General features: G+C 63.4%; 30 protein-coding genes. 15 read left to right on the top strand and 15 right to left on the bottom strand.

Annotation, left to right across the window (positions count from 1 at the left end):
* Window positions 1-170: 170 nt before the first annotated feature.
* Window positions 171-1,946 (top strand): aspartate--tRNA ligase, encoded by a 1,776-nt coding sequence (gene aspS / locus I6F35_RS03445; RefSeq protein WP_225116241.1) that lies wholly within the window; start codon window positions 171-173, stop codon window positions 1,944-1,946.
* Between the two features lie 20 nt (window positions 1,947-1,966).
* Here aspS and I6F35_RS03440 read toward each other — a convergent pair whose 3' ends face one another.
* Window positions 1,967-3,940, bottom strand: coding sequence for a hypothetical protein (locus tag I6F35_RS03440; protein ID WP_225116240.1), 1,974 nt, complete (start codon window positions 3,938-3,940; stop codon window positions 1,967-1,969).
* Between the two features lie 246 nt (window positions 3,941-4,186).
* Here I6F35_RS03440 and I6F35_RS03435 point away from each other — a divergent pair, with 246 nt between their 5' ends.
* Window positions 4,187-6,496 carry an NADP-dependent malic enzyme gene (locus I6F35_RS03435; protein WP_225116239.1) on the top strand — a complete coding sequence of 770 codons (2,310 nt, stop codon included), beginning with the start codon at window positions 4,187-4,189 and terminating at the stop codon, window positions 6,494-6,496.
* Window positions 6,497-6,597: 101 nt separating this feature from the next.
* Complete coding sequence (locus I6F35_RS03430; RefSeq protein ID WP_225116238.1) at window positions 6,598-7,047, top strand: DoxX family protein; 450 nt, start codon at window positions 6,598-6,600, stop codon at window positions 7,045-7,047.
* Window positions 7,048-7,056: 9 nt separating this feature from the next.
* On the opposite strand, the gene I6F35_RS03425 is transcribed toward I6F35_RS03430, so the two are convergent.
* From I6F35_RS03425 to I6F35_RS03415, 3 genes are all read right to left on the bottom strand, one after another.
* The gene (locus I6F35_RS03425) at window positions 7,057-7,614 is read right to left on the bottom strand and encodes a dihydrofolate reductase (RefSeq protein ID WP_225116237.1); all 558 of its coding nucleotides are present in this window, start codon (window positions 7,612-7,614) and stop codon (window positions 7,057-7,059) included.
* A 14-nt stretch (window positions 7,615-7,628) separates the two neighbouring features.
* Complete coding sequence (locus tag I6F35_RS03420; protein WP_225116236.1) at window positions 7,629-8,630, bottom strand: polysaccharide deacetylase family protein; 1,002 nt, start codon at window positions 8,628-8,630, stop codon at window positions 7,629-7,631.
* A 141-nt stretch (window positions 8,631-8,771) separates the two neighbouring features.
* Window positions 8,772-9,347, bottom strand: coding sequence for a glutathione peroxidase (locus tag I6F35_RS03415; RefSeq protein ID WP_225116235.1), 576 nt, complete (start codon window positions 9,345-9,347; stop codon window positions 8,772-8,774).
* On the opposite strand from I6F35_RS03415, the gene I6F35_RS03410 reads away from it, so the two are divergent.
* Window positions 9,247-9,708 carry a hypothetical protein gene (locus I6F35_RS03410; RefSeq protein ID WP_225116470.1) on the top strand — a complete coding sequence of 154 codons (462 nt, stop codon included), beginning with the start codon at window positions 9,247-9,249 and terminating at the stop codon, window positions 9,706-9,708. The two genes, I6F35_RS03415 and I6F35_RS03410, sit on opposite strands and share 101 nt — an antisense overlap.
* Here the strand turns inward: I6F35_RS03410 and I6F35_RS03405 are convergent.
* Window positions 9,705-11,420, bottom strand: coding sequence for a L,D-transpeptidase (locus tag I6F35_RS03405; RefSeq protein WP_225116459.1), 1,716 nt, complete (start codon window positions 11,418-11,420; stop codon window positions 9,705-9,707). The two genes, I6F35_RS03410 and I6F35_RS03405, sit on opposite strands and share 4 nt — an antisense overlap.
* A gap of 255 nt (window positions 11,421-11,675) precedes the next feature.
* Between I6F35_RS03405 and I6F35_RS03400 the strand changes: the two genes are divergently transcribed.
* A complete protein-coding gene (locus I6F35_RS03400; protein WP_225116458.1) occupies window positions 11,676-12,194 on the top strand; it encodes a CreA family protein in 519 nt (172 codons plus the stop codon).
* A gap of 83 nt (window positions 12,195-12,277) precedes the next feature.
* Here I6F35_RS03400 and I6F35_RS03395 read toward each other — a convergent pair whose 3' ends face one another.
* Window positions 12,278-12,493, bottom strand: a complete 216-nt coding sequence (locus I6F35_RS03395) for a hypothetical protein (RefSeq protein WP_225116234.1) — start codon at window positions 12,491-12,493, stop codon at window positions 12,278-12,280.
* Between the two features lie 446 nt (window positions 12,494-12,939).
* Here I6F35_RS03395 and I6F35_RS03390 point away from each other — a divergent pair, with 446 nt between their 5' ends.
* A complete protein-coding gene (locus tag I6F35_RS03390) occupies window positions 12,940-13,101 on the top strand; it encodes a hypothetical protein (protein WP_225116233.1) in 162 nt (53 codons plus the stop codon).
* A 37-nt stretch (window positions 13,102-13,138) separates the two neighbouring features.
* Window positions 13,139-13,552: a hypothetical protein gene (locus I6F35_RS03385; protein ID WP_225116232.1), complete on the top strand. Its 414-nt coding sequence runs from the start codon at window positions 13,139-13,141 to the stop codon at window positions 13,550-13,552.
* 142 nt (window positions 13,553-13,694) lie between these two features.
* On the opposite strand, the gene I6F35_RS03380 is transcribed toward I6F35_RS03385, so the two are convergent.
* Genes I6F35_RS03380 through I6F35_RS03370 form a run of 3 tightly spaced genes read right to left on the bottom strand, consistent with a single transcriptional unit; the run spans window position 13,695 to window position 15,633 of the window.
* Entirely contained in the window at window positions 13,695-13,949 is a 255-nt protein-coding gene (locus tag I6F35_RS03380) for a DUF6719 family protein (RefSeq protein ID WP_225116231.1), read from the bottom strand.
* A 16-nt stretch (window positions 13,950-13,965) separates the two neighbouring features.
* Window positions 13,966-14,118, bottom strand: coding sequence for a hypothetical protein (locus I6F35_RS03375; protein ID WP_196237334.1), 153 nt, complete (start codon window positions 14,116-14,118; stop codon window positions 13,966-13,968).
* Window positions 14,119-14,148: 30 nt separating this feature from the next.
* Window positions 14,149-15,633 (bottom strand): PLP-dependent aminotransferase family protein, encoded by a 1,485-nt coding sequence (locus I6F35_RS03370; RefSeq protein WP_225116230.1) that lies wholly within the window; start codon window positions 15,631-15,633, stop codon window positions 14,149-14,151.
* 75 nt (window positions 15,634-15,708) lie between these two features.
* Here I6F35_RS03370 and I6F35_RS03365 point away from each other — a divergent pair, with 75 nt between their 5' ends.
* Together I6F35_RS03365 and I6F35_RS03360 are read left to right on the top strand one after the other, a co-directional pair.
* Entirely contained in the window at window positions 15,709-16,431 is a 723-nt protein-coding gene (locus I6F35_RS03365) for a pyridoxamine 5'-phosphate oxidase family protein (RefSeq protein WP_225116229.1), read from the top strand.
* Between the two features lie 70 nt (window positions 16,432-16,501).
* Window positions 16,502-17,779 (top strand): ArgE/DapE family deacylase, encoded by a 1,278-nt coding sequence (locus tag I6F35_RS03360; protein ID WP_225116228.1) that lies wholly within the window; start codon window positions 16,502-16,504, stop codon window positions 17,777-17,779.
* 110 nt (window positions 17,780-17,889) lie between these two features.
* Here the strand turns inward: I6F35_RS03360 and I6F35_RS03355 are convergent, their stop codons facing one another.
* On the bottom strand, window positions 17,890-18,678 hold the full coding sequence (locus I6F35_RS03355) for a cobalamin-binding protein (protein WP_225116227.1): 789 nt from the start codon (window positions 18,676-18,678) through the stop codon (window positions 17,890-17,892).
* 122 nt (window positions 18,679-18,800) lie between these two features.
* Here I6F35_RS03355 and I6F35_RS03350 point away from each other — a divergent pair, with 122 nt between their 5' ends.
* Together I6F35_RS03350 and I6F35_RS03345 are read left to right on the top strand one after the other, a co-directional pair.
* Window positions 18,801-19,199: a PaaI family thioesterase gene (locus tag I6F35_RS03350; protein ID WP_225116226.1), complete on the top strand. Its 399-nt coding sequence runs from the start codon at window positions 18,801-18,803 to the stop codon at window positions 19,197-19,199.
* A gap of 165 nt (window positions 19,200-19,364) precedes the next feature.
* On the top strand, window positions 19,365-19,982 hold the full coding sequence (locus I6F35_RS03345) for a GNAT family N-acetyltransferase (protein WP_225116225.1): 618 nt from the start codon (window positions 19,365-19,367) through the stop codon (window positions 19,980-19,982).
* Between the two features lie 36 nt (window positions 19,983-20,018).
* Here the strand turns inward: I6F35_RS03345 and I6F35_RS03340 are convergent, their stop codons facing one another.
* Window positions 20,019-20,321 (bottom strand): hypothetical protein, encoded by a 303-nt coding sequence (locus tag I6F35_RS03340; protein ID WP_225116224.1) that lies wholly within the window; start codon window positions 20,319-20,321, stop codon window positions 20,019-20,021.
* Window positions 20,322-20,706: 385 nt separating this feature from the next.
* Complete coding sequence (locus I6F35_RS03335; RefSeq protein ID WP_225116223.1) at window positions 20,707-21,408, bottom strand: DUF2161 family putative PD-(D/E)XK-type phosphodiesterase; 702 nt, start codon at window positions 21,406-21,408, stop codon at window positions 20,707-20,709.
* 186 nt (window positions 21,409-21,594) lie between these two features.
* Here I6F35_RS03335 and I6F35_RS03330 point away from each other — a divergent pair, with 186 nt between their 5' ends.
* Window positions 21,595-22,302, top strand: coding sequence for a hypothetical protein (locus I6F35_RS03330; RefSeq protein ID WP_225116222.1), 708 nt, complete (start codon window positions 21,595-21,597; stop codon window positions 22,300-22,302).
* A gap of 117 nt (window positions 22,303-22,419) precedes the next feature.
* Here I6F35_RS03330 and I6F35_RS03325 read toward each other — a convergent pair whose 3' ends face one another.
* Window positions 22,420-23,100, bottom strand: a complete 681-nt coding sequence (locus I6F35_RS03325) for an SDR family oxidoreductase (protein ID WP_225116221.1) — start codon at window positions 23,098-23,100, stop codon at window positions 22,420-22,422.
* Between the two features lie 124 nt (window positions 23,101-23,224).
* Between I6F35_RS03325 and I6F35_RS03320 the strand changes: the two genes are divergently transcribed.
* Together I6F35_RS03320 and I6F35_RS03315 are read left to right on the top strand one after the other, a co-directional pair.
* The gene (locus I6F35_RS03320) at window positions 23,225-23,941 is read left to right on the top strand and encodes an SGNH/GDSL hydrolase family protein (protein ID WP_225116220.1); all 717 of its coding nucleotides are present in this window, start codon (window positions 23,225-23,227) and stop codon (window positions 23,939-23,941) included.
* 105 nt (window positions 23,942-24,046) lie between these two features.
* Window positions 24,047-24,244, top strand: coding sequence for a hypothetical protein (locus tag I6F35_RS03315; protein ID WP_035690989.1), 198 nt, complete (start codon window positions 24,047-24,049; stop codon window positions 24,242-24,244).
* Here the strand turns inward: I6F35_RS03315 and I6F35_RS03310 are convergent.
* Window positions 24,241-24,990, bottom strand: coding sequence for a tyrosine-protein phosphatase (locus I6F35_RS03310; protein WP_225116219.1), 750 nt, complete (start codon window positions 24,988-24,990; stop codon window positions 24,241-24,243). The two genes, I6F35_RS03315 and I6F35_RS03310, sit on opposite strands and share 4 nt — an antisense overlap.
* Window positions 24,991-25,091: 101 nt before the next feature.
* On the opposite strand from I6F35_RS03310, the gene I6F35_RS03305 reads away from it, so the two are divergent.
* The gene (locus tag I6F35_RS03305; protein WP_225116218.1) at window positions 25,092-25,406 is read left to right on the top strand and encodes an MliC family protein; all 315 of its coding nucleotides are present in this window, start codon (window positions 25,092-25,094) and stop codon (window positions 25,404-25,406) included.
* A gap of 90 nt (window positions 25,407-25,496) precedes the next feature.
* Here the strand turns inward: I6F35_RS03305 and I6F35_RS03300 are convergent, their stop codons facing one another.
* The gene (locus I6F35_RS03300) at window positions 25,497-25,700 is read right to left on the bottom strand and encodes a DUF2735 domain-containing protein (RefSeq protein WP_225116217.1); all 204 of its coding nucleotides are present in this window, start codon (window positions 25,698-25,700) and stop codon (window positions 25,497-25,499) included.
* Window positions 25,701-26,233: the final 533 nt, after the last annotated feature.

Raw genomic sequence — 26,233 nt, 5'->3', positions numbered from 1 at the left:
TAAATAGGCAAACACTTCGCGCCATCGGGGCCGAAAATGTCCGGTTCGGGCGCAAAACGCGCCGTCCTTTGGTTGCCGCACCGGGCCGCCTCGGGTAAACCCTGCGCAAATTCGGGTAGGGCATTATGCCCTAGCCCGATTCCACCCTCCGACATCTGTTTGGGAAGTCCATGCATCGCTACCGGTCACATACATGCGGCGCGCTCCGCGAGAGCCATATCGGCGAGACGGTCCGCCTTTCCGGCTGGGTCCATCGCGTTCGCGACCATGGCGGTGTGCTGTTCATCGACCTGCGCGACCATTACGGCATCACCCAATGCGTGGCGGACCCGGACTCGGCCGCGTTCCACGATGCCGAGAAGCTGCGCTCGGAGTGGGTGGTGCGGATGGACGGCAAGGTCCGCCGCCGCCCCGAAGGCACCGACAATCCGGAACTTCCGACTGGGCAGGTCGAGATCTATGTCAGCGAGATCGAGGTGCTCGGCCCCGCCGCCGAGCTGCCGCTGCCGGTGTTCGGCGAGCAGGAATATCCTGAGGACATAAGGCTTAAGTACCGTTTCCTCGACCTGCGTCGCGACAAGCTGCACCAGAACATCATGACCCGCGGCGCGATCGTCGATTCCATGCGCAAGCGGATGAAGGAGCAGGGCTTCTTCGAATTCCAGACGCCGATCCTGACCGCGTCCTCGCCGGAGGGCGCGCGCGACTTCCTGGTGCCCTCGCGCATCCATCCCGGCAAGTTCTACGCGCTGCCGCAGGCGCCGCAGCAGTACAAGCAGCTCATCATGATGTCGGGTTTCGATCGCTATTTCCAGATCGCGCCCTGCTTCCGCGACGAGGACCCGCGCGCCGATCGCCTGCCGGGCGAATTCTACCAGCTCGACGTCGAAATGAGTTTTGTGACCCAGGAAGACGTATTCGCGGCGATGGAGCCGGTGATCACGGGCGTGTTCGAGGATTTCGCCAAGGGCAAGCCGGTGACCAAGAACTGGCCACGGATTCCCTTTGCGGAGGCGATCCGCAAATACGGCACCGACAAGCCTGACCTGCGCAACCCGATCGTGATGCAGGACGTATCCGAGCATTTCCGCGGCTCCGGCTTCAAGGTGTTCGCGCGGATGCTGGAGGACCCGAAGAACCAGGTGTGGGCGATCCCGGCCAAGGGCGGCGGTTCACGTGCGTTCGCCGATCGCATGAACTCCTGGGCGCAGGGCGAGGGGCAGCCGGGGCTCGGCTACATCTTCTGGCGCGAAGGCGGCGAGGGCGCCGGCCCGCTTGCGAACAACATCGGCCCTGAGCGGACTGCTGCAATCCGCGAACAGCTCGGGCTGCAGGAGGGTGACGCCGCGTTTTTCGTCGCCGGCGATCCCGACAAGTTCTGGAAGTTCTCCGGCCTTGCGCGCACCAGGCTCGGCGAGGAGTTGAACCTGATCGACAAGGACCGGTTCGAACTGGCCTGGATCGTCGACTTCCCGATGTACGAGTACAACGAGGACGACAAGAAGATCGACTTCTCGCACAACCCGTTCTCGATGCCGCAGGGCGGACTGGAAGCGCTGCAGACCCAGAACCCGCTGACGATCAAGGCGTTCCAGTACGACATCGCCTGCAACGGCCACGAGATCGCCTCCGGCGGCATTCGTAACCACAAGCCGGAAGCGATGGTGAAGGCGTTCCAGATCGCGGGCTATGGCGAAGAGGACGTGGTCGAGCGTTTCGGCGGCATGTACCGCGCGTTCCAATACGGCGCGCCGCCGCATGGCGGCATGGCGGCGGGCCTCGACCGCATCGTGATGCTCTTGTGCGGCACCACGAATTTGCGCGAGATATCGCTATTCCCGATGAACCAGCAGGCGGTGGATCTCCTGATGGGCGCGCCCTCGGAAGCCACGACGAAGCAGCTCCGCGAGCTTCACATCAGGGTCAACCTGCCGAACAAGAGGTAGGCGCGTAGCCACGGCAGCATCTACAATCCCGTCGAGGCCTCGACGCGGAATTGCGCGAGCGCGATCAGCGGGTCGGTTTGCAGGAGCTCAACGAGTTGGAGCGCCGGCACCTTGCCGAGCGGCGTCAGCTTGATGATCAGCGTTTGTCCCGGCGTTTCGACAAAGCGGACCACGGCATCCAGTGCGGCGGCGGCATCGGGGTTGGAAGCGCCGATGCTTTGGCCAAACGCCTTGATCTGGTCGGTGATGGCGGCTCGCGCCGTCTCGCGACTGACATTGCGGGCGCGGGCATATTGCGCAATCGCGACATCGACGCTGCCGCTGTCGTGCAAGCTGAGCTCGATTGTCCCAGCGTCGATCTCTGTCGCCAGGTTCGCCGCTTGCACCGGATCGAGGGAGAACACGCCGCGGGGCACATTGGCGAGCGCGACGCGGGCCGACGCCTTCACGAGGTTGCCGATCTCGAGGCGTGCGGGCGCGAGCACGAAGGCGCCCGACTGCTCGGTCCATCCGGCGCCGAGATCGATGTCGATCGCCGCCCGGTCGAGGCCGGCCGCCACGAGCGGTTGCATCGCCGGGTTGGTCGCATCGACGGGGACGTTCAGTTTCGCGACCAGATGCGCCTTGCTTGGAACGGGACCGATGAACTGGCCCCAGCCCAGGCTGATGGTATCGATGTTGACGAGCTTGTTGGTATTGCCGAACGGCGTGGCGGCGCCCTTGATCTCGACGCCTTCGAACACCCCGAACAGACTGAAGATTTCCGCCGGTGTGGGTGTTGGCCCGGCGTTGGCGGCGAAGCGCAGCAGTTGCGGGATGTCGAAGGAGTTCAGCGCAAAACGCTCGAATCTGAACGGCCCCTTCGGGGTCTCGACCTCGAGGCCCTCAAGTGCCAGTCGGCCGCGGCCGTTTTCCAGATTGGTGCGGATCGCCGCCAGCTTGAAGGGTCCTTGCGGCGTCTGCATCGTGTGTCCGCGCAGCTCCGCATTGCCGATGCGAATGCCTTCATAAAAGCCCGCCATCGTCTCAGCGATCTCGCGCGCCTTCGCCTGGGTCGGAGGGGCGGCTCCGGGCTGCGGCACCAGCGCTAGGATCGGCGCCAGTTGCAGCTTCGACGGACGTACCGCGATATCGTCGATCGTGATGCTGTCGATCTGCGCCCGCACGCCCCGATCGGAGGCTAGCACGTAGGGGCCGGCCGAGATCTGCCGATAGACGCGGTGATAGCTGTCGTCGCCGGACTTCTGCGGATCAAGCACGGTGCCGGCGGCGGCCGCGTCGAAACCATGAGCGGTGAGATTGGAGAGAGTGCCGCTGAGCTTCTCGCGCCGGCCCGCCTGCGGCATGCTCACCGCGAAGGTGAATTGATCCGCTTTGGTGCTGGCGACCTTACCATCCCTGATGTCCTGCAGTGCAACGCCCGAATAGGCGAACTCGCCGCCGTCAGGCATCGGCGAGCCGCCATTGATGGTGCCGCTCACCGAGGGGATCGTGACCGATGAGGCCGCGACGGCGGTGAATTGCTGGAGCGCAAAGCGATAGATGTCGATCAGGGATTCCGAGGCCGGCAGTTGCGCCGGGTTGGAGGGGCCGGAATAGTCCTTCACCGTGAAGCGTGGCACCTTGTAGCTGATCTTGGCCGGGACCTGCTCAGTCACCTCGGTTGCCAGTTCGATGTCGGCCAGTTCGATGCTGTCGGCCGAGAAGCGCGCCGGATCGGGTTGGCGGACGCCGGTGGCGATCAGGCTCGCGATCCGCAGCCGCGCCGGCGGCTGCGCCGCCGATTCGGCTACGATGTCCACGATCTCGACCGTGCGCGCCAGCATATCCACCGTCACCTTGCCGTGAGTAGCCTTGCCGCCGGCGGCGCGGACCTGGCCGAAGGCCGCCTCGATCCCGGTGGTCACGCGATGCTGCAGGTAGAGATTGAAGCCGAGCAGACCGGCGGCAGCGACCATGACCGCGGCGATCAGGCCGATCAAAATCCGTATCATCCGGTGAGCTCCGAATTGCCGATCATGCGGGAGATTAAATTGCCATGTTCTCAGGGGGATGACCGGGGAAGAAAAGGGCGATATGGCTTCAAATATTGCGCACCCGGACGGCTGTTGACGGGGGTGCGATCCGATGTTGCATCAGGGGGGCCCGGCGTGCTTCACATCCGGGCTCCATCTGCCGGACAACTGGCCTTGTTAGACCCGCACAGAATAAGAGCTTGAGGCCGGAAACGCGAGAGTACGATGTCATCCTCTTCTGAAGATCTCCATTCGGCGGCGCTGGCCTATCACCGGCTGCCGCGACCGGGCAAACTTGAAATACAGGCAATCAAGCCGCTCGCCAACCAGCGCGACCTCGCGCTCGCCTATTCGCCCGGCGTCGCCGCCGCCTGCACCGAGATCGCAAAGAACCCCGCCGAGGCCGCCTCGCTGACGGCGCGCGCGAACCTGGTCGCGGTGGTCAGTAACGGTACCGCGGTGCTCGGGCTCGGCAATATCGGCCCGCTGGCGTCGAAGCCTGTCATGGAAGGCAAGGCGGTGCTGTTCAAGAAATTTGCCGGCATCGACGTGTTCGACATCGAGATCAAGGCCGACACGATCGAGCGCGTGGTCGAGACGGTGGCGGCGCTGGAGCCGACCTTCGGCGGCATCAATCTGGAGGACATCCGCGGGCCGGAATGTTTCGAGATCGAGGCGCAGCTCAAGGAGCGGATGAAGATCCCGGTCTTCCACGACGACCAGCATGGCACCGCGATCATCGTCGGGGCTGCGATCGTCAACGCGCTGCTGCTCAACGGCAAGAAGCTGTCCGACGTGAAGATCGTCTGCTCCGGCGCTGGCGCGGCCGCGATCGCCTGCCTCAATCTCCTGGTGTCGATGGGGGCGCAGCGCAAGAACATCTGGGTCTGCGACATCGACGGCGTCGTGCATGAGGGCCGCAACACCTCGATGGACCGCTGGAAGGCGGTCTACGCGCAGAAAACGGACGCGCGGGTTCTGGCCGATGTGATCGGCGGCGCCGACATCTTCCTGGGGCTTTCGGCGCCGAACGTGCTGAAGCCGGAAATGGCCAAGCAGATGGCGGAGCAGCCGCTGATCATGGCGCTCGCCAACCCGGTGCCGGAGATCATGCCTGACGAGGCGCGCAAAGCACGGCCCGACGCCATGATCTGTACGGGACGGTCGGACTTCCCGAACCAGGTCAACAACGTCCTGTGCTTTCCCTTCATCTTCCGCGGCGCGCTCGACGTCGGCGCGACCGCGATCAACGAGGCGATGAAGCATGCGGCGGTGGACGCGATCGCGCAGCTCGCGCGCGATCCGCCGTCGGATGCGGTCGCCTCGCGTTTCGACTCCGGTGAGACGCAGGGTTTCGGGCCGGGCTCGCTGATCCCAAGCCCGTTCGACCCGCGCCTGATCCTGCGTATCGCGCCGGCGGTGGCGAGGGCGGCGATGGAATCGGGCGTGGCGACGCGGCCGATCAAGAATTTCGACGAATACACCGCGCTGCTCGAACGCTTCGCGTTCCGCTCCGGCCTCGTCATGAAGCCGGTGTTCGCCAAGGCCAAGACCCAGCCGGTACGCGTGATCTATGCCGAAGGCGAGGACGAGCGCGTGCTGCGCGCCACGCAAGTGGTGCTGGAAGAGAAGCTGGCGCGCCCCATCCTGGTCGGGCGGCCCTCGGTGGTCGAGGCCCGCATCAAGCGCTTCGGCCTCGCGATCAGGGCCGGCAAGGATTTCGACCTCGTCAATCCCGAGGACGATCCGCGCTATCGCTCCTATGTGCAGTCCTATATCGAGGTCGCCGGCCGGCGCGGCGTGACGCCGGATGCGGCGCGCACGGTGGTGCGCACCAACAACACTGTGATCGCGGCGCTTGCGGTGATGCGCGGCGAGGCGGATGCCATGCTGTGCGGCGTCGAGGGCCGCTACATGAGCCATCTGCGCCACGTGCGCGAGATCATCGGCTTCCTGCCCGGGGTCAGCGACTATGCGGCGCTGGCGCTGATGATCTCGACCAAGGGCGCCTACTTCATCGCGGATACGCAGGTGCGGCCGAATCCGAGCCCGGAGGAGCTGTCGGAGATGGCTTCGCTCGCGGCGATCCATGTCCAGCGCTTCAACTTCAAGCCGAAGGTCGCGTTCGTGTCGCATTCGGATTTCGGCAGCTACGACACCGAATCCTCGCGCAAGATGCGCCGCGCCACGCAGCTTCTTAAAGAGAAGCATCCGGAGATCGAAGCCGACGGCGAAATGCAAGGTGACACCGCGCTGTCGCAGGCCGTGCGCGACCTGGTGCTACCGGGCTCGAAGCTGGAAGGCGAGGCCAACATCCTGATCATGCCGAATCTGGATGCGGCCAACATCGCCTACCAGATGATAAAGGCGCTCGCTGACGCGCTTCCCGTCGGCCCGATCCTGATCGGCCCGGCACGGCCGGCGCATATCCTCACGCCGTCAGTGACGGCGCGCGGTGTTCTCAACATGACAGCGGTCGCCGCCGTCGAGGCGCAGGAGCGTGCAGGCCGCGCGCAGCCGACCCTGTTCGGCTAGTTCAACCAAGGAGCATTCGGCGCAGACGGATTCGAATTGCTCGCGGCAGGCGGAACGACCATAATCGTTCCGCTTGGTTCATGACTGCAACGGGGACGACCATGCCGGGGTTCATTGCTTTCGGGCGAGTCTTGTTCGCCGTGCTGTTCATCTATTCGGGAGCAAGCAAGCTGGTGGCGATCCAGGCGACCGCGGATTCCTTCGCAGCCAAGGTCACCATTCCCGCAATTGCGGCGCCCTATGCGCAGCAGCTCGAAACGCTGGCGGCAATGCCGATCATGCAATTGCTCGCGATTTCGGTCGGCGCGTTCGAAATCATTGCCGGCCTGATGATCGCGCTGAACCTCCTGGTGCGGTTCTTCTCGATCCTGCTCATCATCCTCGTGGTCGGCGCGACTTTCTACTTCCACGATTTCTGGAATCAGCCGGCGCCAGAGAACGCCCGTACGCTGATGGAGGCGCTGAAGAACCTGTCGATCATCGGCGCGCTGTTCATCCTCGCCGGCTACGGCCGCACGCCGCGCAATGCCGAAGCCTATGGTGATGTTTAGCTATCGCAGTTAAATGTCGCGCCGCCACGGCGTGACGGTGACGTCCTGATCCGGCTCCAGCAGTTTTGGCTCGCCAGGCTTCAGGCCATGAGATGCGAGGATCTGCTGCGGCGAACGGGCAGGGACGCCGGGAAAACAGGGTTCTCCGTCGGGTAGATTCACCCGCGGCGCCTGCGACAGCCAGAAGGTGTCGTAGCGGTCCATGAACATGTCGAACACCGAAGGACCGCCGATGATCGCGACGGTGCCGGAGGTGACGCCCGCTTCCGCGCTCGCCGTCTCGAACGAGGCGCCGGCGGGATTCCAGAGCGTGGCTTTCGGATTTGTCGGATCGGGTGCGGTGGCACTCACCTTGCGCGTCACGATGATGCGCTTTCGCCGTGGCGAGTTCGGCTGGTCCTCGTAGGAATTGCGGCCGTGCACGATCAGGTCGGCACGGTCGAGGGCGGCGGAGAAGAATGTCTTGTCGCCCTCGAACTTCAACTCGTTCGGCATCACGTTATCGGCGTTGGCCAGCCGGCCATCGGCGGAGACGATGACATAGCCTTCGAAACGCAACGCCGGCACGACGACGCGGGACGCTATTCAGAAACCGTCGTCACGACGCTGTTGACCGGACGCGCACTCACCGTCGGCAGCTTGGCGTCCTTGGCGAGCTCTTCCTCATACTGGGGCAGCGTCGTCACCGGGAACTTGGCGCGCATCGCCACGACCTTGTAGCCGCCGGCCTTCAGGCGGCTCAACAATTCGGGCAGCGCCTCCGCGGTGTGCCTCTGGAAGTCGTGCATCAGGATGATGCCCTTGCCGAGCTTGTCGACCTTCTTCATCACGGTGTCGATCACCGCCTGCGGCTTGCTCGCCTTGAAATCGAACGAGTCGAGATCGCAGGAGAACACGGCGATGTTGCGGGTGCCGAGATAGGTCACCATTTCCGGCGGATGCTGCAGCGCCGGGAAGCGGAAGAACGGCGCGGGTGAAACGCCAAGCGCCCATTTGACCGCGGCGAAGCCTTTCTCGATCTCGTCCTTGCGCTGGTCCTCGGTCAGCTTCTTGTTGTTCAGGTTGGCATGCGACCAGGTATGTGCGCCGACGGTGTGGCCGGCCTTGTAGACCTGCTTGAGGATTTCGGGATGGTAGGTCGCATGCTTGCCGATCGGAAAGAAGATGCCGGTGGTGCATTCGTCCGCCAAGGCCTTCAGCACGGCAGGGGTGTTGTTCGGCCACGGACCGTCGTCGAAGGTGAGGACTACCTCGTGGTCGCGCAGGAAATCGAGTTGCTTGAAATGCTCGAATCCGAAGCCGGGTCCACCCGTGGTGTCGATCTCGACCGTGCGGCCGACGCCGAGCGCGTTCGGATTGTTGCAGGGCGCGCGGGCGGGTTGCGGCGGCTGCGCAGGGGCTGCGGCGGGAACCGGCGCAGGCGCTGCCTGCGGAGCGGCCGCCTGCTGCGCAGGCGCCGGCGCGGCGGCCGCACCCTTGGCGGCGGGAGCGCCTTTGGTGGCGGGTGGAGTCTGCGACCAAACCGCGGTGGACGAGAGCAGCGAAACTGCGCCCGCAAAGATCAGACCTGCCGCAATGCGCATGGCTGTGTTCCCTAGCTATCGTGCGGATGAAGGTATCGATACCCGCCCGAACCGCCTCCTACCCCAACTAATAGTAGCCTAGATGGTCGCCCCCCGCCAATGCAACGGGGGCCGATTTCCTGCACAGGTAAATTGCTGAGGTCAGGCTGCCGCCAGCGCCCGGGCGATCGTGGTCTTGACCCTGGTGTCCTCCGGCGGAACCGACTCAGGGAAGACGTCGGCGATGTAGCCGTCGCGGCCGATCAGATATTTGTGAAAGTTCCAGCGCGGGACATCCTTCGGGCGCGCTTCGGCCGCCCATCTGTAAAAGGGATGCGCATTGGGGCCCTTCACGACGGCTTTGGCGGCCATCGGGAAGGTGACGCCATATTGGTGATGGGCTGTTTCCGCGATCTCGCTTGCTCCGCCGGGCTCCTGATTACCGAAATCGTTGGAGGGGACGCCGACGATAACGAGGCCACGGTCGCGGAATTCGGTCCACAGCGCCTGCAGCCCCATATATTGCGGGGTGAAGCCGCAGAGCGAGGCGGTGTTGACGATCAGGAGCGGATGGCCGGCATGCTCGGCGAGGCGGATGTCGCCGCCCTGCAGCGCCGGGAAGGAGAAGGCATAGGCGGTGATCCGGCTCATCGCCGGCTGTGCCTGCAAGGCGCGGGAGCATAAAGGTTCGGCCAACATCGCTGCCGCACCCGCGACAAAGATCCTGCGGCTGATCATGGCCATTCCCCTTCAGAGTGAAGGTTCGTGGAACAATAACCCGGCCGAGCGGCCTTGGCCTTCAAGAAGCCGTTACGGGGTCTGTCATTCCTGGGCGCGCGAAGCGCGAGCCCGGAATCTATTCATCCATGCGTTTTGTGGCGTCATGGATTCCGGGCCTGCGCCTTCGGGCGCATCCCGGAATGACGAGCGGAGGTCTTGGCCGTTCACCGCGCTTGTGCAGGCCGCCTATGCTCCGCGGCAAGCCGAGATGCTTAGAGCGTTTTCGAGCGAAGTGGATACCGGTTCGCGTGAAGAAAACGCGTCAAAACAACAATCTAGAGCTTCGGTTCTGATTCAATCAGAACCGAAAATGCTCTAGCGCAGCGGCATGATGAAGTCGGTGCCTTCGCCGGTTTCGCCCTGGTTGATCCCCTGGTCGGAGACGATGATCGAGCCGCCTGACGTGAGCGCCTCGTTAACGCGCGCCATTGCGTCCTGCGGGATGGTGATGCGGTCGAGCGCTTCCGCCGGGCTGCTGGCGAGCGGCTGCGGCTTGAGTTCGGCGGGAGCGGCTGCGGCGCGGCGCCGCCGTGCCGGGTCGTCCTCGAGACGCATGGTCGTGCGCGCGGTCGGCAGCGAGACCACCGACCAGCGCAGCAGGTTGGGGTCGCTCTTGTCGACCTGGGCGGTGAACACATGCGTGCCGAGCGGCCGCTCGCCAGGCGCGATCACCACGGGCACCTCAAACAGCGGCGCGAAGTTCTGCCGTACGTAGAGCTTGGAATCCTTGCGGCTGATCAAGACGGCGATCTGACCGGTCCGCTTCGGTGGATCGAGCTTCGCGGCGCCAGGCAAGCGTGAAGCATCCTTCTTGATGTCGGCAGGGGGCGCGTCGGCCTGCTTGACGGGCTCGGCCGATCTCTCCGCAGTCTTCGGTTCGGTCGGCTTTGCCGCGTCGATCTTGGGTGCATCCTGCCTGACTGCTTCCGCCCTTGTCTCGGCGTTCACGGCAGGCGCTTCGGTTTTCGAAGGTTCCGTGCTGGCGGTGATCTCAACCGGCGTCAGGTCGGCCGTGGATTTCGCGTCGCCGATCGGGTCCGGCCTGGCGTTGGAAGCGGTTGCCGCCGCGATCCTGGTCAGTCCAGCTTCGGTTTCCGCCTGCGTCCCGGGCGCGGCGCCGTTCACTTCGCTCTTCAAAGCCTCATCAGCTTTCGCCATGGCGGCGCCAGACCACGCGACGGAGCGGCTTGCCGATGGCATCGCACCGCTGGCGTCCGCGGTATGAGTCTGCTCGCGCAGCGGCGTTTGCAGCTCGGCGTGGCCTACGGTCACGCGCAACTCGAGATTGGTTTCGTTGGCGGGCTTGATCTCCGCGCCCTTGTCGCCTTTGTCGCCCTTGACGCCGAGCGGAGCGTCAACCTTCGGTTCTTCTGCGACCGGCTGCGGCACCACTTTCTGCGTGGCGAGGAGCGGATGCGAGAAAGCCGCAGGCGTGATCTCGCCGGGTGTAATGATGACGCGCGCGCCCATCTTGGTCCAATTCCACATCTTGATCGCGAATGCCATCGGCATCCGGATGCAGCCATGCGACGCGGGGTAGCCGGGCAGCACGCCGGCATGCATTGCGACACCCGACCAGGTGATCCGCTGCATATAGGGCATCGGCGCGCCGCTATAGATGTTGGAGTGATGGAATTTGTGTTTCTGGATGATGCTGAAGACACCCATCGGGGTGGAGTGGCCCTTCATGCCGGTCGAGACCGGGCTCTCGGCGAACAGGCCGTTGCCGTCAAAGACGCGCATCTTCTGGTTCTGAATCGAGACTGTGATGATCAGCGGCGCCTGCGGTTTGGTGCCGGTCTCCTTTTCGGGGACTGTTGCCTTTACGGCGGGCTTGCGCGGCTTTTGCCGCCGCGGCTGGATCTGGGGCTCCGGCTGGTAGTAGCTGGGATCGTAATCACGCCAGTAATAGAGCGCGGCATCGGCCTGCGATCCGGCGCCAACCGTGCCTAGCGTCGCAAGAATTGCGATCTTCCAAACCCGGTCACGTGCAATATGCAAGGTTGAAATCCGACGTCCGCACACGCGCATAGTCCTCAAGATTCCCAGTCCAATATTGGTTGGTTGTCGCAGACGCGCAAAACGTTCACCAGCGCAGGCACTTTAACCCTTCTGTGATCGCGACGCTTTCCGTCAAAAGCGTAGCAAAAAAGCCTCACATTCGGTTAAAGCCGACCAGGCCTGTTAACGCCTGTAGCTTTCCCGCGCAGCCTTTTCGCCATACATAGGCCGCGCCAACAACGTAGCGGAGCCGTCATGCGCGCCAAAGCCATCACTTCTCCTCGAATGCCTTGGAAGAGGCTGGCTTTGGCCACAGTCGTCTTGACGCTGGGACTGGTGCAGGCGGCCGCTGCCGCCGACGAGCCCGACCTGATCTTCCGCCGCTCCACCGTGTTCAAATGGATTTCGCCCAACGACAAGCTCGCGACCTATGGCGTCGATGATCCCGAGGTCGAAGGCGTAGCCTGTCATTTCACGGTGCCGGAGAAGGGCGGCTTCAAGGGCTGGCTGGGATTGGCCGAGGAAGTCTCAGACATCTCGCTGGCCTGCCGGCAGATCGGCCCGATCCGCTTCAAGGACAAGATGAGCCAGGGCGACGACATGTTCCGCCAGCGCCGGTCGCTGTTCTTCAAGAAGATGCAGATCGTCCGCGGTTGCGATGCCAAGCGCAACGTGCTGGTCTACATGGTGTATTCAGACAAGCTGATCGAAGGCTCGCCGAAGAACTCGACTTCATCGGTGCCGATCATGCCCTGGGGCGCAGCCGACACCGTCGTGCAGAAGTGCAGCGACTTCATCCAATAGAATGCGACGATCGCCACGCAAACGCTTCCGTTCGTCGCAAGCGAAAACCCGCTCTTCCGGATCATGCTGCACTGGAGACGTGGCTAGAACTGCCGCTTCTTCAACTCGGATCCTCGCATCCCGGCCTGAAGGCGGGCTTGGGGATCGCGACAGCCTACGAGGCGCACGAGCTTCTGCTGCGCGCATTCATTGTCGCCCATGACGTAAGTGCCTTGCTGCGACATCGCTCCCGTCATCTGCTGCTGGCCGGGTTTGCGGGTCGCGGCTTCCTTGCCAACATCGATGTTGCCATTGCCCACGACTGCGATCCTTCGTTGGATTGGGTGGAGGGACTAACGCGCAACCAGCAACAAAGGTTGCGAGTTGTTCGACTGAGTCGGCGGAGTAAGCTCTGGGGTTCAGTTTGCTGCAGCGCTCCTAGCGGCCAAAGATTAAGAACTCGCGACGTTTGCGCTCGGCGCGTCGACAATCTAGCGCGAAGCCGTGGCTGCCGGCGTTGATCTATGTCACTCGCGCCGTGAATCATTTCGTCGCGGATGGCGCGATGCCGCTCAGGAGCGCTGGTGTACCAGCATTGCCGCCACTGAAATCATTGAGTTTTTTGCGCCAATGTTTCGTCGCGCGGAACCGACGAAACAATTCTGCAGTAGAATGAAACCATTTTCGGCTTTTGGCGCAGAGGTCCGGAAACAGGGCTTGGCTATCACACCAACAAGACGGCGGGCTGGAGGACCGGAGACAGCCAATGCGGACGATCAGCTTCATCCTTGCCTTCGCCTTCGTCCTGGCCGGACCCTCACTGGCCGGAACCTCCGACAGCGAGCTTCCGGGCGTCGGCACCTTCTCCTATAGCGGTTCGCCGATCGCAGTCGCCGCAATGCAGACGATCGTCGTTGCCGCCAACTGAGCGCCCCCAGAGCAGTCTGCAAGAAAGCCTACGGTAAATGAACTGCAACCTCTTGCGCACCTGTCTCGCCGTCATCGCAGCATCGATCATTTCTGCGAGTTCCGTACAAGCGCAAGTGCCGGCAACGCTCCAAACCCAGCCGACGCAATTCCGCACCCTGTTCAAGGTGCTGCCGGACCCGCGTGGCGAATTCGTGCGCCTGTGCGCGCCACACATGCTGGGCCGCTGGGCGCATCCGGAAGCCGTATGCGGCTGTCTGCACGATTATGCTGCCGCCACCGTCGATGATCCCGATCTGCGTGAAGCCCTGCTGCGCGGCATCAGCGAGACCGGCGTACCGACAATCGAGACCGACTGGGTGCCGCCCTCAAAGCAGTCCGAGATCGGCCCGACCTTCACCAAGATCGCCAAGCCCACGCTGCAGTGCATGTTCGATCCGGCGACGGAGTGAGCGGCGTTCTCGATCATCACGCGAGGTCATCGCCCGGCTTGACCGGGCGATCCAGTATTCGACGGCGTGCGTCGTGCGCACGACTGGCGACGTCGATTACTGGATGCCCCGCCTGCGCGGGGCATGACGGATAGGTATGATCTTAGCGCTTCTTGGTACCGAGGCGCGGGATGCATTTGCGTACGCGCGTGACGCCATGGCTCGTCATCTGTGAGCCCGAGACTTCCTTGATCTGGCCCGCGGGGCACGATCCATCGTCAACCAGCACGCGCTGGCCCAGTCGCAAATCGATGATGTCCTGCTCGCGCCCCAGCACCTGGGCCGACGCTGCCAGCGGTGATGCGAGCCAACCAAGCAGCGCGATGCAGCCGACGCGCAGAATTTTTCTCGAGATCATCCGCATCACTCGAACATCACTTGCCTTGGATCTTCAGCCCGTCGGGGCCGACATTGATCTGGAAACCTTCGGGCTGCTTCTTGGCCTGGTAGAGCTGGTAGCTGAGCACGCCGATGACGGCGAGCAGCACACCGATGATCAGATACAGGACGTTGCGATTGCCGGGCATCCGGTATCTCCGCCGAGAAACTTTTCGCCTTCACCTTAGTGAGGCGTCGGCGATTCTCATAGAGCGGCGCTTCGCGCGCAGCTCCGCGAGCGACGCCTTTGCCAATCGTTCGGCTGATGCTTTCAGTTGCGGAAGGTCGTGGCCGGCAAATCCCAGCACGAAGCCGGGCAGGGGACGCGCGCGGTGATAGGTCTCGGCGAGCAGCCAGCCGTCGACGCCGGCGGCGCTCCTGGCCTGCGATGCTACGAGCGGTTCTGTCGACGGATCGAACCGCGCCACCAGATGCAGGCCCTGCGAGGGGACCGGCACCGACAACTCACCATTGGAGGCCTCTGACAATGTCGAGGCCAGCGCGTCGCGGGCCTCGCGATAGAGCCTGCGCACCTTCTTCAGGTTGGCGGCGAAAGCGCCGGAATTCAGCATGTCGGCGACGGCGCCTTCCATCAGCGTGCCGGGAAAGCGGTCGAGCGCGGCGCGGGCCGCCGTGACCGGGCCGATCAATTTTTCGGGCAGCGCGCAATAACCGATGCGCAATCCCGGAAACAGCGTCTTGGCGAACGTGCCCATATAGATGACGCGCCGGAGATGATCGATGCCGGCGAGCGACAGCAGGGGAGCGCCGTCATATCTGAACTCGCTGTCGTAATCGTCCTCGAACACGAAGGCATCGGCTTTCTTGGCCCAGTCGAGTAGCTCGAGCCGGCGCGGCATCGACATCTGCACGCCGAGCGGAAATTGATGCGACGGCGTCACATAGGCCGCACGCGCCGCCGGCGCTCGGGCCCGGCCGTTTGCAACCACCATGCCCGACGCGTCGACGGGAACGGAAACGGCGCGATAGCCGCAATGCTCGATGGTTCTGCGTGCGATCGGATAGCCGGGATCCTCGCACCAGATCTGGTCGCCCGGCTTGAGGATCGCGCTCAAGACAATGCGTAACCCGTGCAGCGTGCCCGATGTCAGCATGATCTGTTCCGGGTCGCAGCGCAGGCCACGTGCCGACAAGAGGTGATCGGCGATCGCATCGCGGAGCTCGCGGCTGCCCCTGGGATCGCCGTAATGGAAATGCTCGGCGCTGAAGGCGCGCATCCGTCGGCCGACAAAGGCGCGGAAGCGCTGCAGGGCGCGGCTATCGATATGCGTGCAGCCGAGCGCGAGCGCGCCTTGCTGGGGCGCATCGACGATGATCTTCGGCTTCGGCGCCTCGCTGGCTCGCGCCGGGATCCGCGCCGCGACGAATGTCCCGGACCCTGTGGTCGCCACCGCAAAGCCATCCGCGATCAGTCGCTCATAGGCGGAGACGACCGCGTTGCGGCGAAAGCCGGTTTGCCGCGCGAGCGTGCGGGACGGCGGCAGCGGCTCGCCCGGTTTGACGATGCCGCCGAGGATGGCATGGCAAAGCGCCTGGTAGAGGCGCTGCTGGCCGGAGGCGCCCGGCGTGACGTGCGGTCCGGAAAGGTCGAGCGGCAGCTCGGCCTTGCGCGGCGATGCGGAATTGGTCGAAATTTTTCGCATGGAATTGGCACTATCGCAGACCAAATCCGGCGCTACAACCGTTTCGAAACGTTCAAAATCCCGACAGGAGTTGCCGTGAGCGAAGGTGCTGCCGCCTCATATCCGTTGTCACCGCGAAACCAGGTGAAGCGCCGCCATGACCGCGGCTTCTATGATCACGCCACCGTGCACCGCATCCTCGACTCCTCGATGCTGTGCCACGTCTCCTATGCGATCGACGGCCAGCCCTACTGCACGCCGACCTTCTTCTGGCGGGAGGGGACCAAGCTTTACTGGCATGGCAGCAGCGCGAGCCGCATGCTGAGGAACCAGTCCTCGGGCCAGAGGGTCTGTCTTACGGTCGCGCATCTCGACAGCCTGGTGCTGGCGCGCTGCGGCTTCAATCATTCGGCCGATTATCGCGCGGTGATGGCATTCGGCACGGCCTACCTCGTCACCGATCCGGACGAGAAGCAGCGCGCACTGGTCGCCATGGTCGACCGGTTTTTTCCCGATCGCACCGCGAGCCTGCGGCCGAGCAACACGCAGGAGATCAAGGCGACCTCCTTCATCGCGATGGAGATCGAGGAGGCGTCCGCCAAGATCCGCGCCAAGGGCGTCGCCGACGACGAGGAGGATTACGAATTGCCTATTTATGCCGAGCGCATTCCGGTGCGCACCGTGCTCGGCGCGCCGGAACCTTGCGCGCGGCTGCTCGACGGGGTGACGCGGCCAGAATCGCTCAATGGCTATTCGGAGGGCCGTCTGCTCGAAGAAGCGCTACGAGATGCCTATTTTGCGCAGTACCCCGGTGGCTGAGATCACGCTATAGCGGTGTCGGGCAAGCGGCCGTACGCTTGTCGATCGAACCCGGAGTTGGAGCTGCCGCATGAATGCCGAGACGCAACAAAGGATCCTGGACGCCGTTGATGCCGGCTTTGATGCGCAGCTTGCGACCACGAAGGAATTCGTCGCGATCCCATCGACCCGCGGCGCGGAAGGTCCGTGCCAGGACATGATCGGCGACCTCCTGCGTGCGCGCGGCTATGAGGTCGACGACTGGCACATCAATGTCGATGATCTGAAGGACCTGCGCGGCTTCGGCCCGATCGAGCACGATTTCTCCAAAGCGCGCACGGTGGTCGGCACCTACCGGCCGCCCAGCAATGGCGGCAAATCGCTGATCCTGCAGGGGCACTGCGACGTGGTGCCGACCGGCCCGCTCGACATGTGGGAGACGCCGCCGTTCTCGCCCACCATCAAGGACGGGCGGATGTACGGCCGCGGCGCCTGCGACATGAAGTCGGGCACGATCGGCGCGCTCTACGCGCTGGATGCGATCAAGGCGGCGCGTCTCCGTCCGACGGGGCGGATCCATTTCCAGTCGGTGATCGAGGAGGAGAGCACCGGTGTCGGCGCGCTTTCGACCCTGCAGCGCGGCTATCGCGCCGATGCCTGCTTCATTCCGGAGCCGACCGACGGCAAGATGATCCGCTCGCAGGTCGGGGTGATCTGGTTTCGGCTGAGGGTGCGCGGCTTCCCCGTGCATGTGTTCGAGGCCGGCGCCGGCTCCAACGCGATCATGGCGGCGTATCATCTGATTCACGCGTTGGAAAAGCTCGAGGCCGAATGGAACGAGCGCGCCAAGGCCGACCGTCACTTCAAGGACGTCGTGCATCCCCTCAATTTCAATCCCGGCATCATCAAAGGCGGCGACTGGGCCTCCAGCGTGCCGGCCTGGTGTGACGTCGACTGCCGCATCGCGGTGCTGCCGGGCTGGTCGATCGCGGAGTGCCAGAAGGAGATCCTGGCCTGCGTGTCGGCAGCCGCGCGCGACCATCGCTTCCTTTCCAACAACCCGCCTGAGGTGCAGTGGTCAGGCTTCCTGTCAGAGGGCTATGAGCTCACCAATTCGGCAGAGCCGGAAGCGGCGTTCGCGAAGGCGTTCGGCGCCGTCTATAGCGGCACGGTGGAAGATCGCGCCTTCACCGCGCTCACCGATACCCGCTTCTACGGATTGAACTACAACATCCCGAGCCTGTGCTTCGGCGCCAGCGGCGCGGCGATGCATGGTTTCAACGAATATGTCGATCTGGAGTCGCTGCGCAAATCCACCAAAGCCACCGCGCTGTTCATCGCGGAATGGTGCGGCGTGGAGAAGGTGTAACTCTGCCACGCTCTTTCAACTCGTCATTGCGAGTGGAGCGAAGCAATCCATCTCTCCACGCGCGGCGCCATGGATTGCTTCGCTGCGCTCGCAATGACAGCTGTGGGAGTTCAGGCCTGCGACGGCCACAACGCTTTCACGATCGCGTCCAGCCCATCGGTGAGTGCGGCTGGGCCTGGCTGCAAGATGATCGTCGACTTGATCTCGACGATGCGGTTATTGCGCACGGCGGGAATGTCGCTCCAGCCGGGACGGTTGCGGATGCGGTCGGGCACGACCTTCTTGCCGCACCAGGAGGCGAGGATCACGTCGGGCGCGGCATCGCGCACGGCCTCGGGCGTGATGATGCGATCCTTCGCCGCCTTCTGAAACCGCAAGTCTGGCAGCGCGTCTTCGCCGCCGGCGATCTCGATCAGTTCGGCGACCCAGCCAATGCCAGAGATCAAGGGATCGTCCCATTCCTCAAAATAGACTTTTGGCTTCGGCTGTGAACGTGGCGTCGCGGCGATCGCGGCAAGGCGCTGCTCGAAGCCTGTCGCAAGCTGGGCGGCGCGTTCCGTGGCGCCGACCATGGCGCCCAGCGTGCGGATCATCGCCATGATGCCGGCAATGTCGCGCTGGTTGAAGACGTGAACGTCGACGCCGGCCCGCACCAGATCGGCCACGATATCAGCCTGGATGTCGGAGAAAGCTAGGACGAGGTCCGGCTCGAGCGCCAGGATTTTCGGGATGTCGGCCGAGATGAACGCCGCGACGCGCGGTTTCTCGCGCCGGACCTGCGGCGGTCGCACCGCATAGCCGGAGACGCCGACGATGCGGTCCTGCTCGCCGAGCAAATATAGCGTCTCCACGGTTTCCTCGGTGAGGCAGACGATCCGGCGGGGAGGGAAGTGGCGCATCGAAAATCTCTGTCATTGGCCGCGCATTGTCACGCCGGCCATTACCTCCGACGTCATTGCCTGATTTACCGCCTCCGTCCATTCTCCGCCGCTGCCGCGCGCACAACAAAACGGGAGGACGCATGACGCCGCTGGAGAAGATCCAATCGATGAAGATGCCGTTCGCGGAACTGAAGGGCGTCACCTTTACGGAAGCCGAGAAGGACCGCGTGGTGGCGAAAATGCTGGTGCGGCCGGACCTCTGCACATTGCATCACACCATCCACGGCGGCGCCGTGATGGCGCTGGCGGATTCGGTCGGGGCAGCCGCAACCGTGATCAACCTGCCCGAGGATGCCAAGGGGACCACCACGATCGAGAGCAAGACCAATTTCATCGGCGGCGCCAGGGAGGGGACCACGGTCATTGCCATCGCCACGCCGGTCCATCGCGGGCGGCGCACGCAGGTCTGGCAGACCCGATTGGAAACCGAGGACGGCAAGCTGGTTGCCGTGGTGACGCAGACTCAGATGGTATTATAGTGCGCGCGTAGTCCTGGATTCATCAATCGATTCAATATGAAAGATCTAGTGAATCCGGATGCGACATTCGGTGAATCTACGTACTTGAATTACATGCTGCGACGCACAATATTGGGCATCTAGGGATTCGACGCCTCCTCGAGGGCTGCCACGAGGAGTTATGGAATGAATTACGATTCTACCGGTTCGGCGCCGGCCAAAGGCACCGTCCGGACTCTGAGCCGATCGGAAGTGCCGCTGCTGCGGGATCATCTGCTGAGGCTGGACCGAACCAGCCGCTATGATCGCTTCCATGGCTTCATGGATGACGGCTTCATCAAGCGCTACGCCGAGAAATGCGCCAATGACGGCACCGTCATCATCGCCTATTTCGAGGACGGCGCGGTGCGCGGTGCGGCCGAACTGCATCCGCCGGAGCAATCGCCGGATGGCGAACCCGAGATCGCCTTCAGCGTGGAGCGCTCGGCGCGCCGCAAGGGCGTCGGCAGCATCCTGTTCCGTAAGCTGATCGCAGAGGCGCGGGCGAGGGGCCATCGCTCGCTTCGGATCACCACCGGCGCACAGAACGAGGCGATGCGAGCGCTCGCCAGCAAGTTCGGCGCGAAGCTGACGTTTCGCCACGGTGAATCCACCGGCAGCATCGATCTGGCGCCGCACGGCCAGCTGGAACCGATCCCGGCCGCGACGGTCGCGCCGCTCGATGCGGCGCGTGCGATCGCAAATCTCAATCGCGCCTATTGGCAGATGGTGTTCAAGATGTACGGCTGGGGCCGCGCCGCCTGACCGGCGCGCGCCTCCAGACCTCGTCAACCGGCGCGCTTAGGTGCCGGTCCGCTTGTCGTTGCCGAACCGGCGGACGACACGCCGCTCGACCACGACCGCGCGCTGCGCGCCTTGCTCGCCCGCGATCACGCGGGTCGCCGACCTCGCGGTGGTGCGCGCTGTCTTCTTCACCTCGGCCAGCACCTGCTCGTAGGGAAGGCCCATCAAGGCGGAGGCGATCTCGGCCTGCTGCTCGAGGTCGTCGGTGATGCCGACGGCGGCGAAGATCGCTTCCTCCAGCGTGGGCGGATCGCGCCTCACGCGCCGGGGACCATATTTCGTTTGCCAGTCTTCGCTCATTGGGGCCTCGCTGGGAGCGCAACGACGGTTCTGCGAATAGTCGTCCGCCCGCCTCTTTGATGTAAGCATGGATCTCCGCGCAAAACGCTTCGTGTCTGTTGCGAGGAAGAGCCGGAGCTACCTTTTCCGGATCACACTTTGGGCCGGATACCTAGGCAGCATATTGTTGCATTGCAATATGAAATTGACATGGCAATCCAGCCATGCACCGTAGACTTTCTCCAGATCATGCTCCGATCGGACGTTATCGGACCATGATCTGATCTCCTTGTTCGAACATGATCTTTTCGGAAAACCGGTCTCCGCTTTTCCGGATCATGCTCTGATTTGCCCACCTCATCGCGCGATCGTTACCGGTTGTGCACCGTAATCGTGCATCGCTACGCTACGCCGTCGTCATTCGCATCGGAGCCGCCACTGTAGCTGCTGAATCAAGCGGCGGCTGCGGCCAGCGCTGCAACGCGGCGCGGCCTGCGTCGGTCAGCACATAAATTCCGCGCTCGGCACGATCGAACCAGCCATAGACATTATGCAGCAGGATCTTGCCGGCGTCCGGAATATCGACCCGGAGGTCACGCACGCGTCGTGGTCCATTCGCGAGCGCCGACGCGCAGGCGAGCGCCTGCTGGCGGTAGGCCGTCATGATCGGTGAGCGCGTGCTGCCGCCCATCACGGGATCGCCCTTGCGGCGATTGTGCTCGGCAACCAGGCGCGAGCGCTTCTTTGGATTGCGGCGCGGCGCCGTGGTCGGCGGTTTCACCAGCACCTCGACCTCGCCGGCGCCGGTCACTCCCAGCATGCCGAAGCCGAGGCGGCGGCAGAGATTGCGGTAGCGCGCATCGCTTTCGCGGCCCTTGCCGCGCGTCGACAGATTCGCCGCGATCCAGATCTCGTCGCAGGCGCCGGCGCGATCGACGGCCTGGAGGATCAGTTCCAGGTTGAAAGTGAGTTTCAGCTCACCGACCACGACGAGCGGCGGATCGTCGCCGCTGAGCGCCACGAGGTCGCAGCCGCCGATCTCGCCCTTCACAGTGAAGCCGAGCTTTTCGAGGAACCGTTTGACGGGCAGATAGAGCGACGTTTCCACGCGCAGGATTCTCCAGTCGCGAAATGCCACGACTCAGTTGCAGAAGTTTACCGCAAAGCGTTTGCCGCGACGGTGTCAAAACGGCTAGTGTTGTTATGGGACAAGATCAAATGGCGATCGGCGAGCCTGCGCGAGCAAATGGTGCGCGCGGGAGCTGGTGCATTTGTCGCGCGAAGTGGGCGCCAAGTGCTGCAGGGACTGTACAAATTTTCGTTCAGGACGGTGCGGGGGACCGGTTGCGGCGTGGTGTTCGCAACCGCCTCCGGCAAGCTCTATGGCGGAAATTCCGGTTCGTCCTTCATCGGCAGCTATACGGAGGCGGGCGGCATTGTCTCGCTTGAGATGAAGATGTCGCGGCACAATCACGATCCCAATTACGTGCCGATGTTCCCGATCGACAACATCGTCATGACGTTCAAGGGGGCGCGCAGGGGTGAGGACGTGCATTTCGAGGGCGGGACCGTCGCCTTGCCCGGCATCGTGTTCACGGCGATCCTGACCCCGATCAACGACAAGGACGCGCCCGCGCCCGGCAGGATTGGGCCCGATGGCATCGGCAACGGGCTCTACTCCATCCACATTCGCATGCTCGATGGGCTCGACGGCGGCAATACCGGCGTGATGATGCTGCATGACGGCCGCATCCGCGGCGGCGATGCCTATTTCGATTACATCGGCGCCTACACCGCCACGAATGGCCGATGGAAGGGCGAGATCGTCAATCGCGAGCATACGCCGAGCCTGGGCGAGCGGCCGCTGTTCGGCGGCCAGGAAGTCGGCATCGGCTTTTCCGGCACGTATTACTCCGAAGGCGCCGAGGCCGAGGCTACCGCGCTCGCCGGCAAGCGCAGCATCCGCTTCAAGGCGGTGCTGAAGAAGCTGGTGGAGGCGTGAGCGACTATCATAGCCCGCGCATGCGGGGTATCCAGTAAACGGCAAATCATCCGTATATAACTCAGCTCTGTGGGATACTGGATCATCCGCCTTCGCGGATGATGACAGTGCGAGCGTTCAAACGCGCCCATTCACCGGCAACAGCGCGCCGGTGACTGCGCTGGCTGCGTCGCTGGCGAGGAACAGGATGACGTCGGCGAGTTCCTTCGGCGTCACCCATTTTGAGAAATCCGCCTTCGGCATGCTGGCGCGGTTGGCGGCCGTGTCGATGATCGAAGGCAGCACGGCGTTGACGGTGATCTTGCCCTTGTGCTCGACGGCCAGCGCTTCGGTCAGGCGATGCACGCCGGATTTCGAAGCGGCATAGGCGCCCATGCCGGCATCAGCCTGCAGTGCACCGAGCGCGCCGATATTGATGATGCGCGCGGCGCTGGACCCAAGAAGATGCGGGATCGCCGCGCGCGAGGCGTTGAGCGCGGTCGTGACGTTGAGCGCATACATCCGCTGCCAGGTCGCCGGATCGCCGTCCGCGACCGTCTTGAAGGCAAAGCCGCCGGCGATGTTGATCAGGGCATCGAGCCGGCCGAAATGCGTCGCCGCAGCGTCGATCGCCGTTTTCGCCTGTGCCGTGTCGGTCAGGTCGACGCCACCGAGTTCGATCCGGCTCGAGGTCGGCGATAGCGATGACGGTGCATGATCAACTGCGGCCACACGCGCGCCGCGCGCCAGGGCCTCCTCTACGACCGCTTTGCCGAGTGCGCCCAATGCGCCGGTGATGATGACGACCTTGTCCTGCATGACTACTCCCGGGGCCGGTAAGCTGCAGCGCACACTATGATCAGGAGAATGTCATTTGCAATGCTCCGCAATTCGTCGCCAAATACGCGAATATTTCAAACTATTCTCGTAGAGGATGTTTCCAATGCCTAGCGCGCAACAGCCCTGCAACAAGCACCTCGAGCTCTTCAAATTCAAACCGCTGACCCATTTCGCGAATGCGCTGAGACATCAGCGTAAGGTCAAGGTCGTGGCCATTGGATCGTCCTCGACCGCTGGTACTGAAGGTGTGCTGCCTTATCCGCCGCGGCTCGAAATGCTGTTGCGGCAGGGCGATAGGCACGGGATACAAGGCTTCTATGGCCGCATGATCGACATTCTCAACCGCGGCATCGGAGGGCAGGAGGCTCCCGAAGAATTGTCCCGCTTCGAATCCGATGTTCTCGGCGAAGCACCAGCGCTTGTAATCTGGCAGGTCGGCACCAACGCGGTCTATCGCGACCACTATAATCCGGACGAGGTGAGGGCAGCGATCGAAGTTGGACTCGACATGCTGTCCACGTTGCCGGCAGACGTCGTGATCATGGACTCCCAATACGTAAGGGCTGTCGTCGAGGAGCCCAGCAAGCTGAAACGGTCGAAGGAAATGACCGCTCTGATCTCGAGCGTCGCCAATGCGAAAGGCGTCAATTTATTCAGTCGTTTTGCTCTCATGCAGCGCTGGGTGGTGGAAGACAACGTCCCGCTTCCGGAACTGGATGATGGCGGGGGACTTCACACCAGCGAGTGGGCGACAGGCTGCGTCACGCATGCACTGTTCGACGTGATCAAGCAGGCGACAGAAGCGCCGCCATCCACGTAGGACTAGGGCCCTGCCGTTGATCGGTAAAATTTGCGCAACTTCCGTAAGTCGATCGCAGAAGCCATTCGCTACAAGTGAGGTCCGATCAAGGCAGGGGATCACACCATGGGAAACTTACCCGATCACGGTTTACCGCTCGTTCAGCTTAAGGAGCAGCGGCGGGACCTGGTCGTCGCGTTGCAGAACCGCACCGGTCCTGTCAGCGGTTGGGAGTTGATGCAGATCGCGGCGGTGCAGCAGGCGATCTCGGCGTTCGAGGAAGTCATCGCCGATCTCGACGCCGAGCTGGAAGCGGCGGCTTAAAGTCTCTCGAGATAGAGCGCGGCAAGCTGCTTGCGCTCGGCTTCTCCGACACCAAGGCCGTCGCGGATATAATTGTCGAGACCGCCGTAATCGGCGTTGATGGCCGCGAACGACGTGGCCAGGAAAGCGGTCCGCGCCGTGCCGATCACCTGCAGGACACTGTCAGGCAGGTCGCTGGTCACGGAGGGGTCGCGCCGATAGAAGCGATTGGTCAGCAGATAGTCTTCCGAGATCACTTCATCGGGGACACCGAGCGCATGCAGGATCAGCGCGCAGGCGAAGCCGGTGCGGTCCTTGCCGGCGCTGCAATGGATGACGAGCGGTGCGCGGTCCTCCAACAGATGCGCAAACAGCGCACGGAAGCGCGGCGTGTTCTCCTGCACATAGCTGCGATAGGAGTCACGCATCACCTCGATGGCATCGTTCTCGGTCGGCGGATTGCCGCTGGCGGCGATGGCGCGGAGCGCGGCGACCACCGTCGGTTCGACCGGCAGCGAATGCACGGTGATATCGGCCATCCCGCACAAGCCCTCCGCGCGCTCCTCCTGCCCGCGGAAATCGAAGGCGCAGCGGACGCCGAGGCCGCGGACCACCGCGATGTCGTCGTCGGTGAGCCGGCCGAGATGATTGGAGCGAAAGATCTGGCGCCAGCGGACACTGCGGCCGTCGCGCGTAGCGTAGCCGCCGAGGTCGCGGAAATTGCTGGCGCCGGCGAGATTGAAATGTCGGGCAGGGGAGTCTGGCATCGGGCTGACTTAATCAATCTTCTGCGGCAGGCAGATGACCGGATCGGAGATGGTGCGCGTCCCGCACTCGTCTATACTCAAGCAGGCTCCAGGGACGAAGCATGAATCATCGACAGACAGCGATCTTCGCCGCGGTCTTGATGGCGGGAACCGTGGCCGGCGGGTCGCAAGCGGCGGCGCAGAGCGCGTTCCGGAACTATCGCTGCGCTGACGGCACGCAGTTCATCGTCGGATTTTTCCAGTACGATTCCCGTGCCCATCTCCAGCTCGACGGCAAGGCGGTGACGCTGCTGAAGCGGCTGACGCTATCAGGCGCGCGCTACTCTGGCGGCGGCGTCACGCTGAGGATCACCAAAGCCGGTCTCGCCACGCTCAAGCACGCCAGACGGCCCGCCACCGCCTGCGAGGTGGCATGAAAAAGGGCCGAAACGCGCTCGTTCCGACCCTTTGCTACGCTGCCGATGCCCGACATTTCCGTCGGGAGGCGATCAGATCTTTGCCCGGCATCAGTGGTCACGCGCCGGCTTGGATTCCTGGATAGCCGCCTCGTGATACCAGCTGCCGCTGCAATCGGCCTTGTTGACCTGTGAGGCGGCAATCTCGAGCGCCGACCTGGTTTCGCCGTAGCGTCGCCCCGCGAGCGAGGCCCGGCCGCCGACCGGGAATTGGTAGATCTTCGCAGACCCCTGATTCAAACCCGTATTTATCATCTCATTCCCTCCTACGGTCGAAACCGCGATCCTCCATGGTGCGCCCGACTCGTTCTCGTGTGGTTACCGATTGGCGATATCGGCCGTGCCCCGCTTGGATGCAAGATGATCAAAAAATGTCACTGAATGATCATTCTATAGGCAGTTTCGGTTTTGCTCCGTGTGAGGCACGAAGCAGGTGACTAACGCTTGAGCCGGGCCGAAAGTTGCTGGCGCGGAGCGGCGCGTCCGGGGAATGTCGAAGCAGCCTGCCGAGGCTTTAATCGCAGGGTCGGCACCTGGCCGAAATTGCCGGAGAATCGAGCGACGACCGCGTGGTCTAAGCGTCATTTGGCCGCTTGGTGCGCATGCCAGCCGCGCTCCTATGTCGCAGCGAAAATGACAGCGAGCCGTCTGGACTTTTCCCCAGAAGCTCGGTCCCGCACGGCCGCGATTGGCATTCAAATTGCTTGGTAAATCCTTGGCCGATGGTGGCCGGGTACGCGTGGGGCGAAACCGACTGGGCTTCGGCTCCTCACGTTTTTGCATCATCA

The organism is Bradyrhizobium sp. BRP22, from assembly GCF_020194175.1.
Lineage (GTDB): Bacteria > Pseudomonadota > Alphaproteobacteria > Rhizobiales > Xanthobacteraceae > Bradyrhizobium.
The sequence above is the reverse complement of the archived record's forward strand: the minus strand, read 5'-3'. Positions and strand labels throughout refer to the sequence as shown.

Bases quoted from the DNA above. Each gene is read 5' to 3' on its own strand.
- I6F35_RS03350 (WP_225116226.1), top strand. From the start codon at position 18,801: ATGACGCCGCTGGAGAAGATCCAATCGATGAAGATGCCGTTCGCGGAA.
- I6F35_RS03440 (WP_225116240.1), bottom strand. From the start codon at position 3,940: ATGATACGGATTTTGATCGGCCTGATCGCCGCGGTCATGGTCGCTGCC.
- I6F35_RS03415 (WP_225116235.1), bottom strand. From the start codon at position 9,347: ATGATCAGCCGCAGGATCTTTGTCGCGGGTGCGGCAGCGATGTTGGCC.
- I6F35_RS03385 (WP_225116232.1), top strand. From the start codon at position 13,139: ATGAACTGCAACCTCTTGCGCACCTGTCTCGCCGTCATCGCAGCATCG.
- I6F35_RS03315 (WP_035690989.1), top strand. From the start codon at position 24,047: ATGGGAAACTTACCCGATCACGGTTTACCGCTCGTTCAGCTTAAGGAG.
- I6F35_RS03340 (WP_225116224.1), bottom strand. From the start codon at position 20,321: ATGAGCGAAGACTGGCAAACGAAATATGGTCCCCGGCGCGTGAGGCGC.
- I6F35_RS03435 (WP_225116239.1), top strand. From the start codon at position 4,187: ATGTCATCCTCTTCTGAAGATCTCCATTCGGCGGCGCTGGCCTATCAC.
- I6F35_RS03390 (WP_225116233.1), top strand. From the start codon at position 12,940: ATGCGGACGATCAGCTTCATCCTTGCCTTCGCCTTCGTCCTGGCCGGA.
- I6F35_RS03310 (WP_225116219.1), bottom strand. From the start codon at position 24,990: ATGCCAGACTCCCCTGCCCGACATTTCAATCTCGCCGGCGCCAGCAAT.
- I6F35_RS03400 (WP_225116458.1), top strand. From the start codon at position 11,676: ATGCCTTGGAAGAGGCTGGCTTTGGCCACAGTCGTCTTGACGCTGGGA.
- I6F35_RS03345 (WP_225116225.1), top strand. From the start codon at position 19,365: ATGAATTACGATTCTACCGGTTCGGCGCCGGCCAAAGGCACCGTCCGG.
- I6F35_RS03370 (WP_225116230.1), bottom strand. From the start codon at position 15,633: ATGCGAAAAATTTCGACCAATTCCGCATCGCCGCGCAAGGCCGAGCTG.
- I6F35_RS03420 (WP_225116236.1), bottom strand. From the start codon at position 8,630: ATGCGCATTGCGGCAGGTCTGATCTTTGCGGGCGCAGTTTCGCTGCTC.
- I6F35_RS03375 (WP_196237334.1), bottom strand. From the start codon at position 14,118: ATGCCCGGCAATCGCAACGTCCTGTATCTGATCATCGGTGTGCTGCTC.
- aspS (WP_225116241.1), top strand. From the start codon at position 171: ATGCATCGCTACCGGTCACATACATGCGGCGCGCTCCGCGAGAGCCAT.
- I6F35_RS03380 (WP_225116231.1), bottom strand. From the start codon at position 13,949: ATGATCTCGAGAAAAATTCTGCGCGTCGGCTGCATCGCGCTGCTTGGT.
- I6F35_RS03405 (WP_225116459.1), bottom strand. From the start codon at position 11,420: ATGCGCGTGTGCGGACGTCGGATTTCAACCTTGCATATTGCACGTGAC.
- I6F35_RS03305 (WP_225116218.1), top strand. From the start codon at position 25,092: ATGAATCATCGACAGACAGCGATCTTCGCCGCGGTCTTGATGGCGGGA.
- I6F35_RS03430 (WP_225116238.1), top strand. From the start codon at position 6,598: ATGCCGGGGTTCATTGCTTTCGGGCGAGTCTTGTTCGCCGTGCTGTTC.
- I6F35_RS03355 (WP_225116227.1), bottom strand. From the start codon at position 18,678: ATGCGCCACTTCCCTCCCCGCCGGATCGTCTGCCTCACCGAGGAAACC.
- I6F35_RS03360 (WP_225116228.1), top strand. From the start codon at position 16,502: ATGAATGCCGAGACGCAACAAAGGATCCTGGACGCCGTTGATGCCGGC.
- I6F35_RS03300 (WP_225116217.1), bottom strand. From the start codon at position 25,700: ATGATAAATACGGGTTTGAATCAGGGGTCTGCGAAGATCTACCAATTC.
- I6F35_RS03320 (WP_225116220.1), top strand. From the start codon at position 23,225: ATGCCTAGCGCGCAACAGCCCTGCAACAAGCACCTCGAGCTCTTCAAA.
- I6F35_RS03325 (WP_225116221.1), bottom strand. From the start codon at position 23,100: ATGCAGGACAAGGTCGTCATCATCACCGGCGCATTGGGCGCACTCGGC.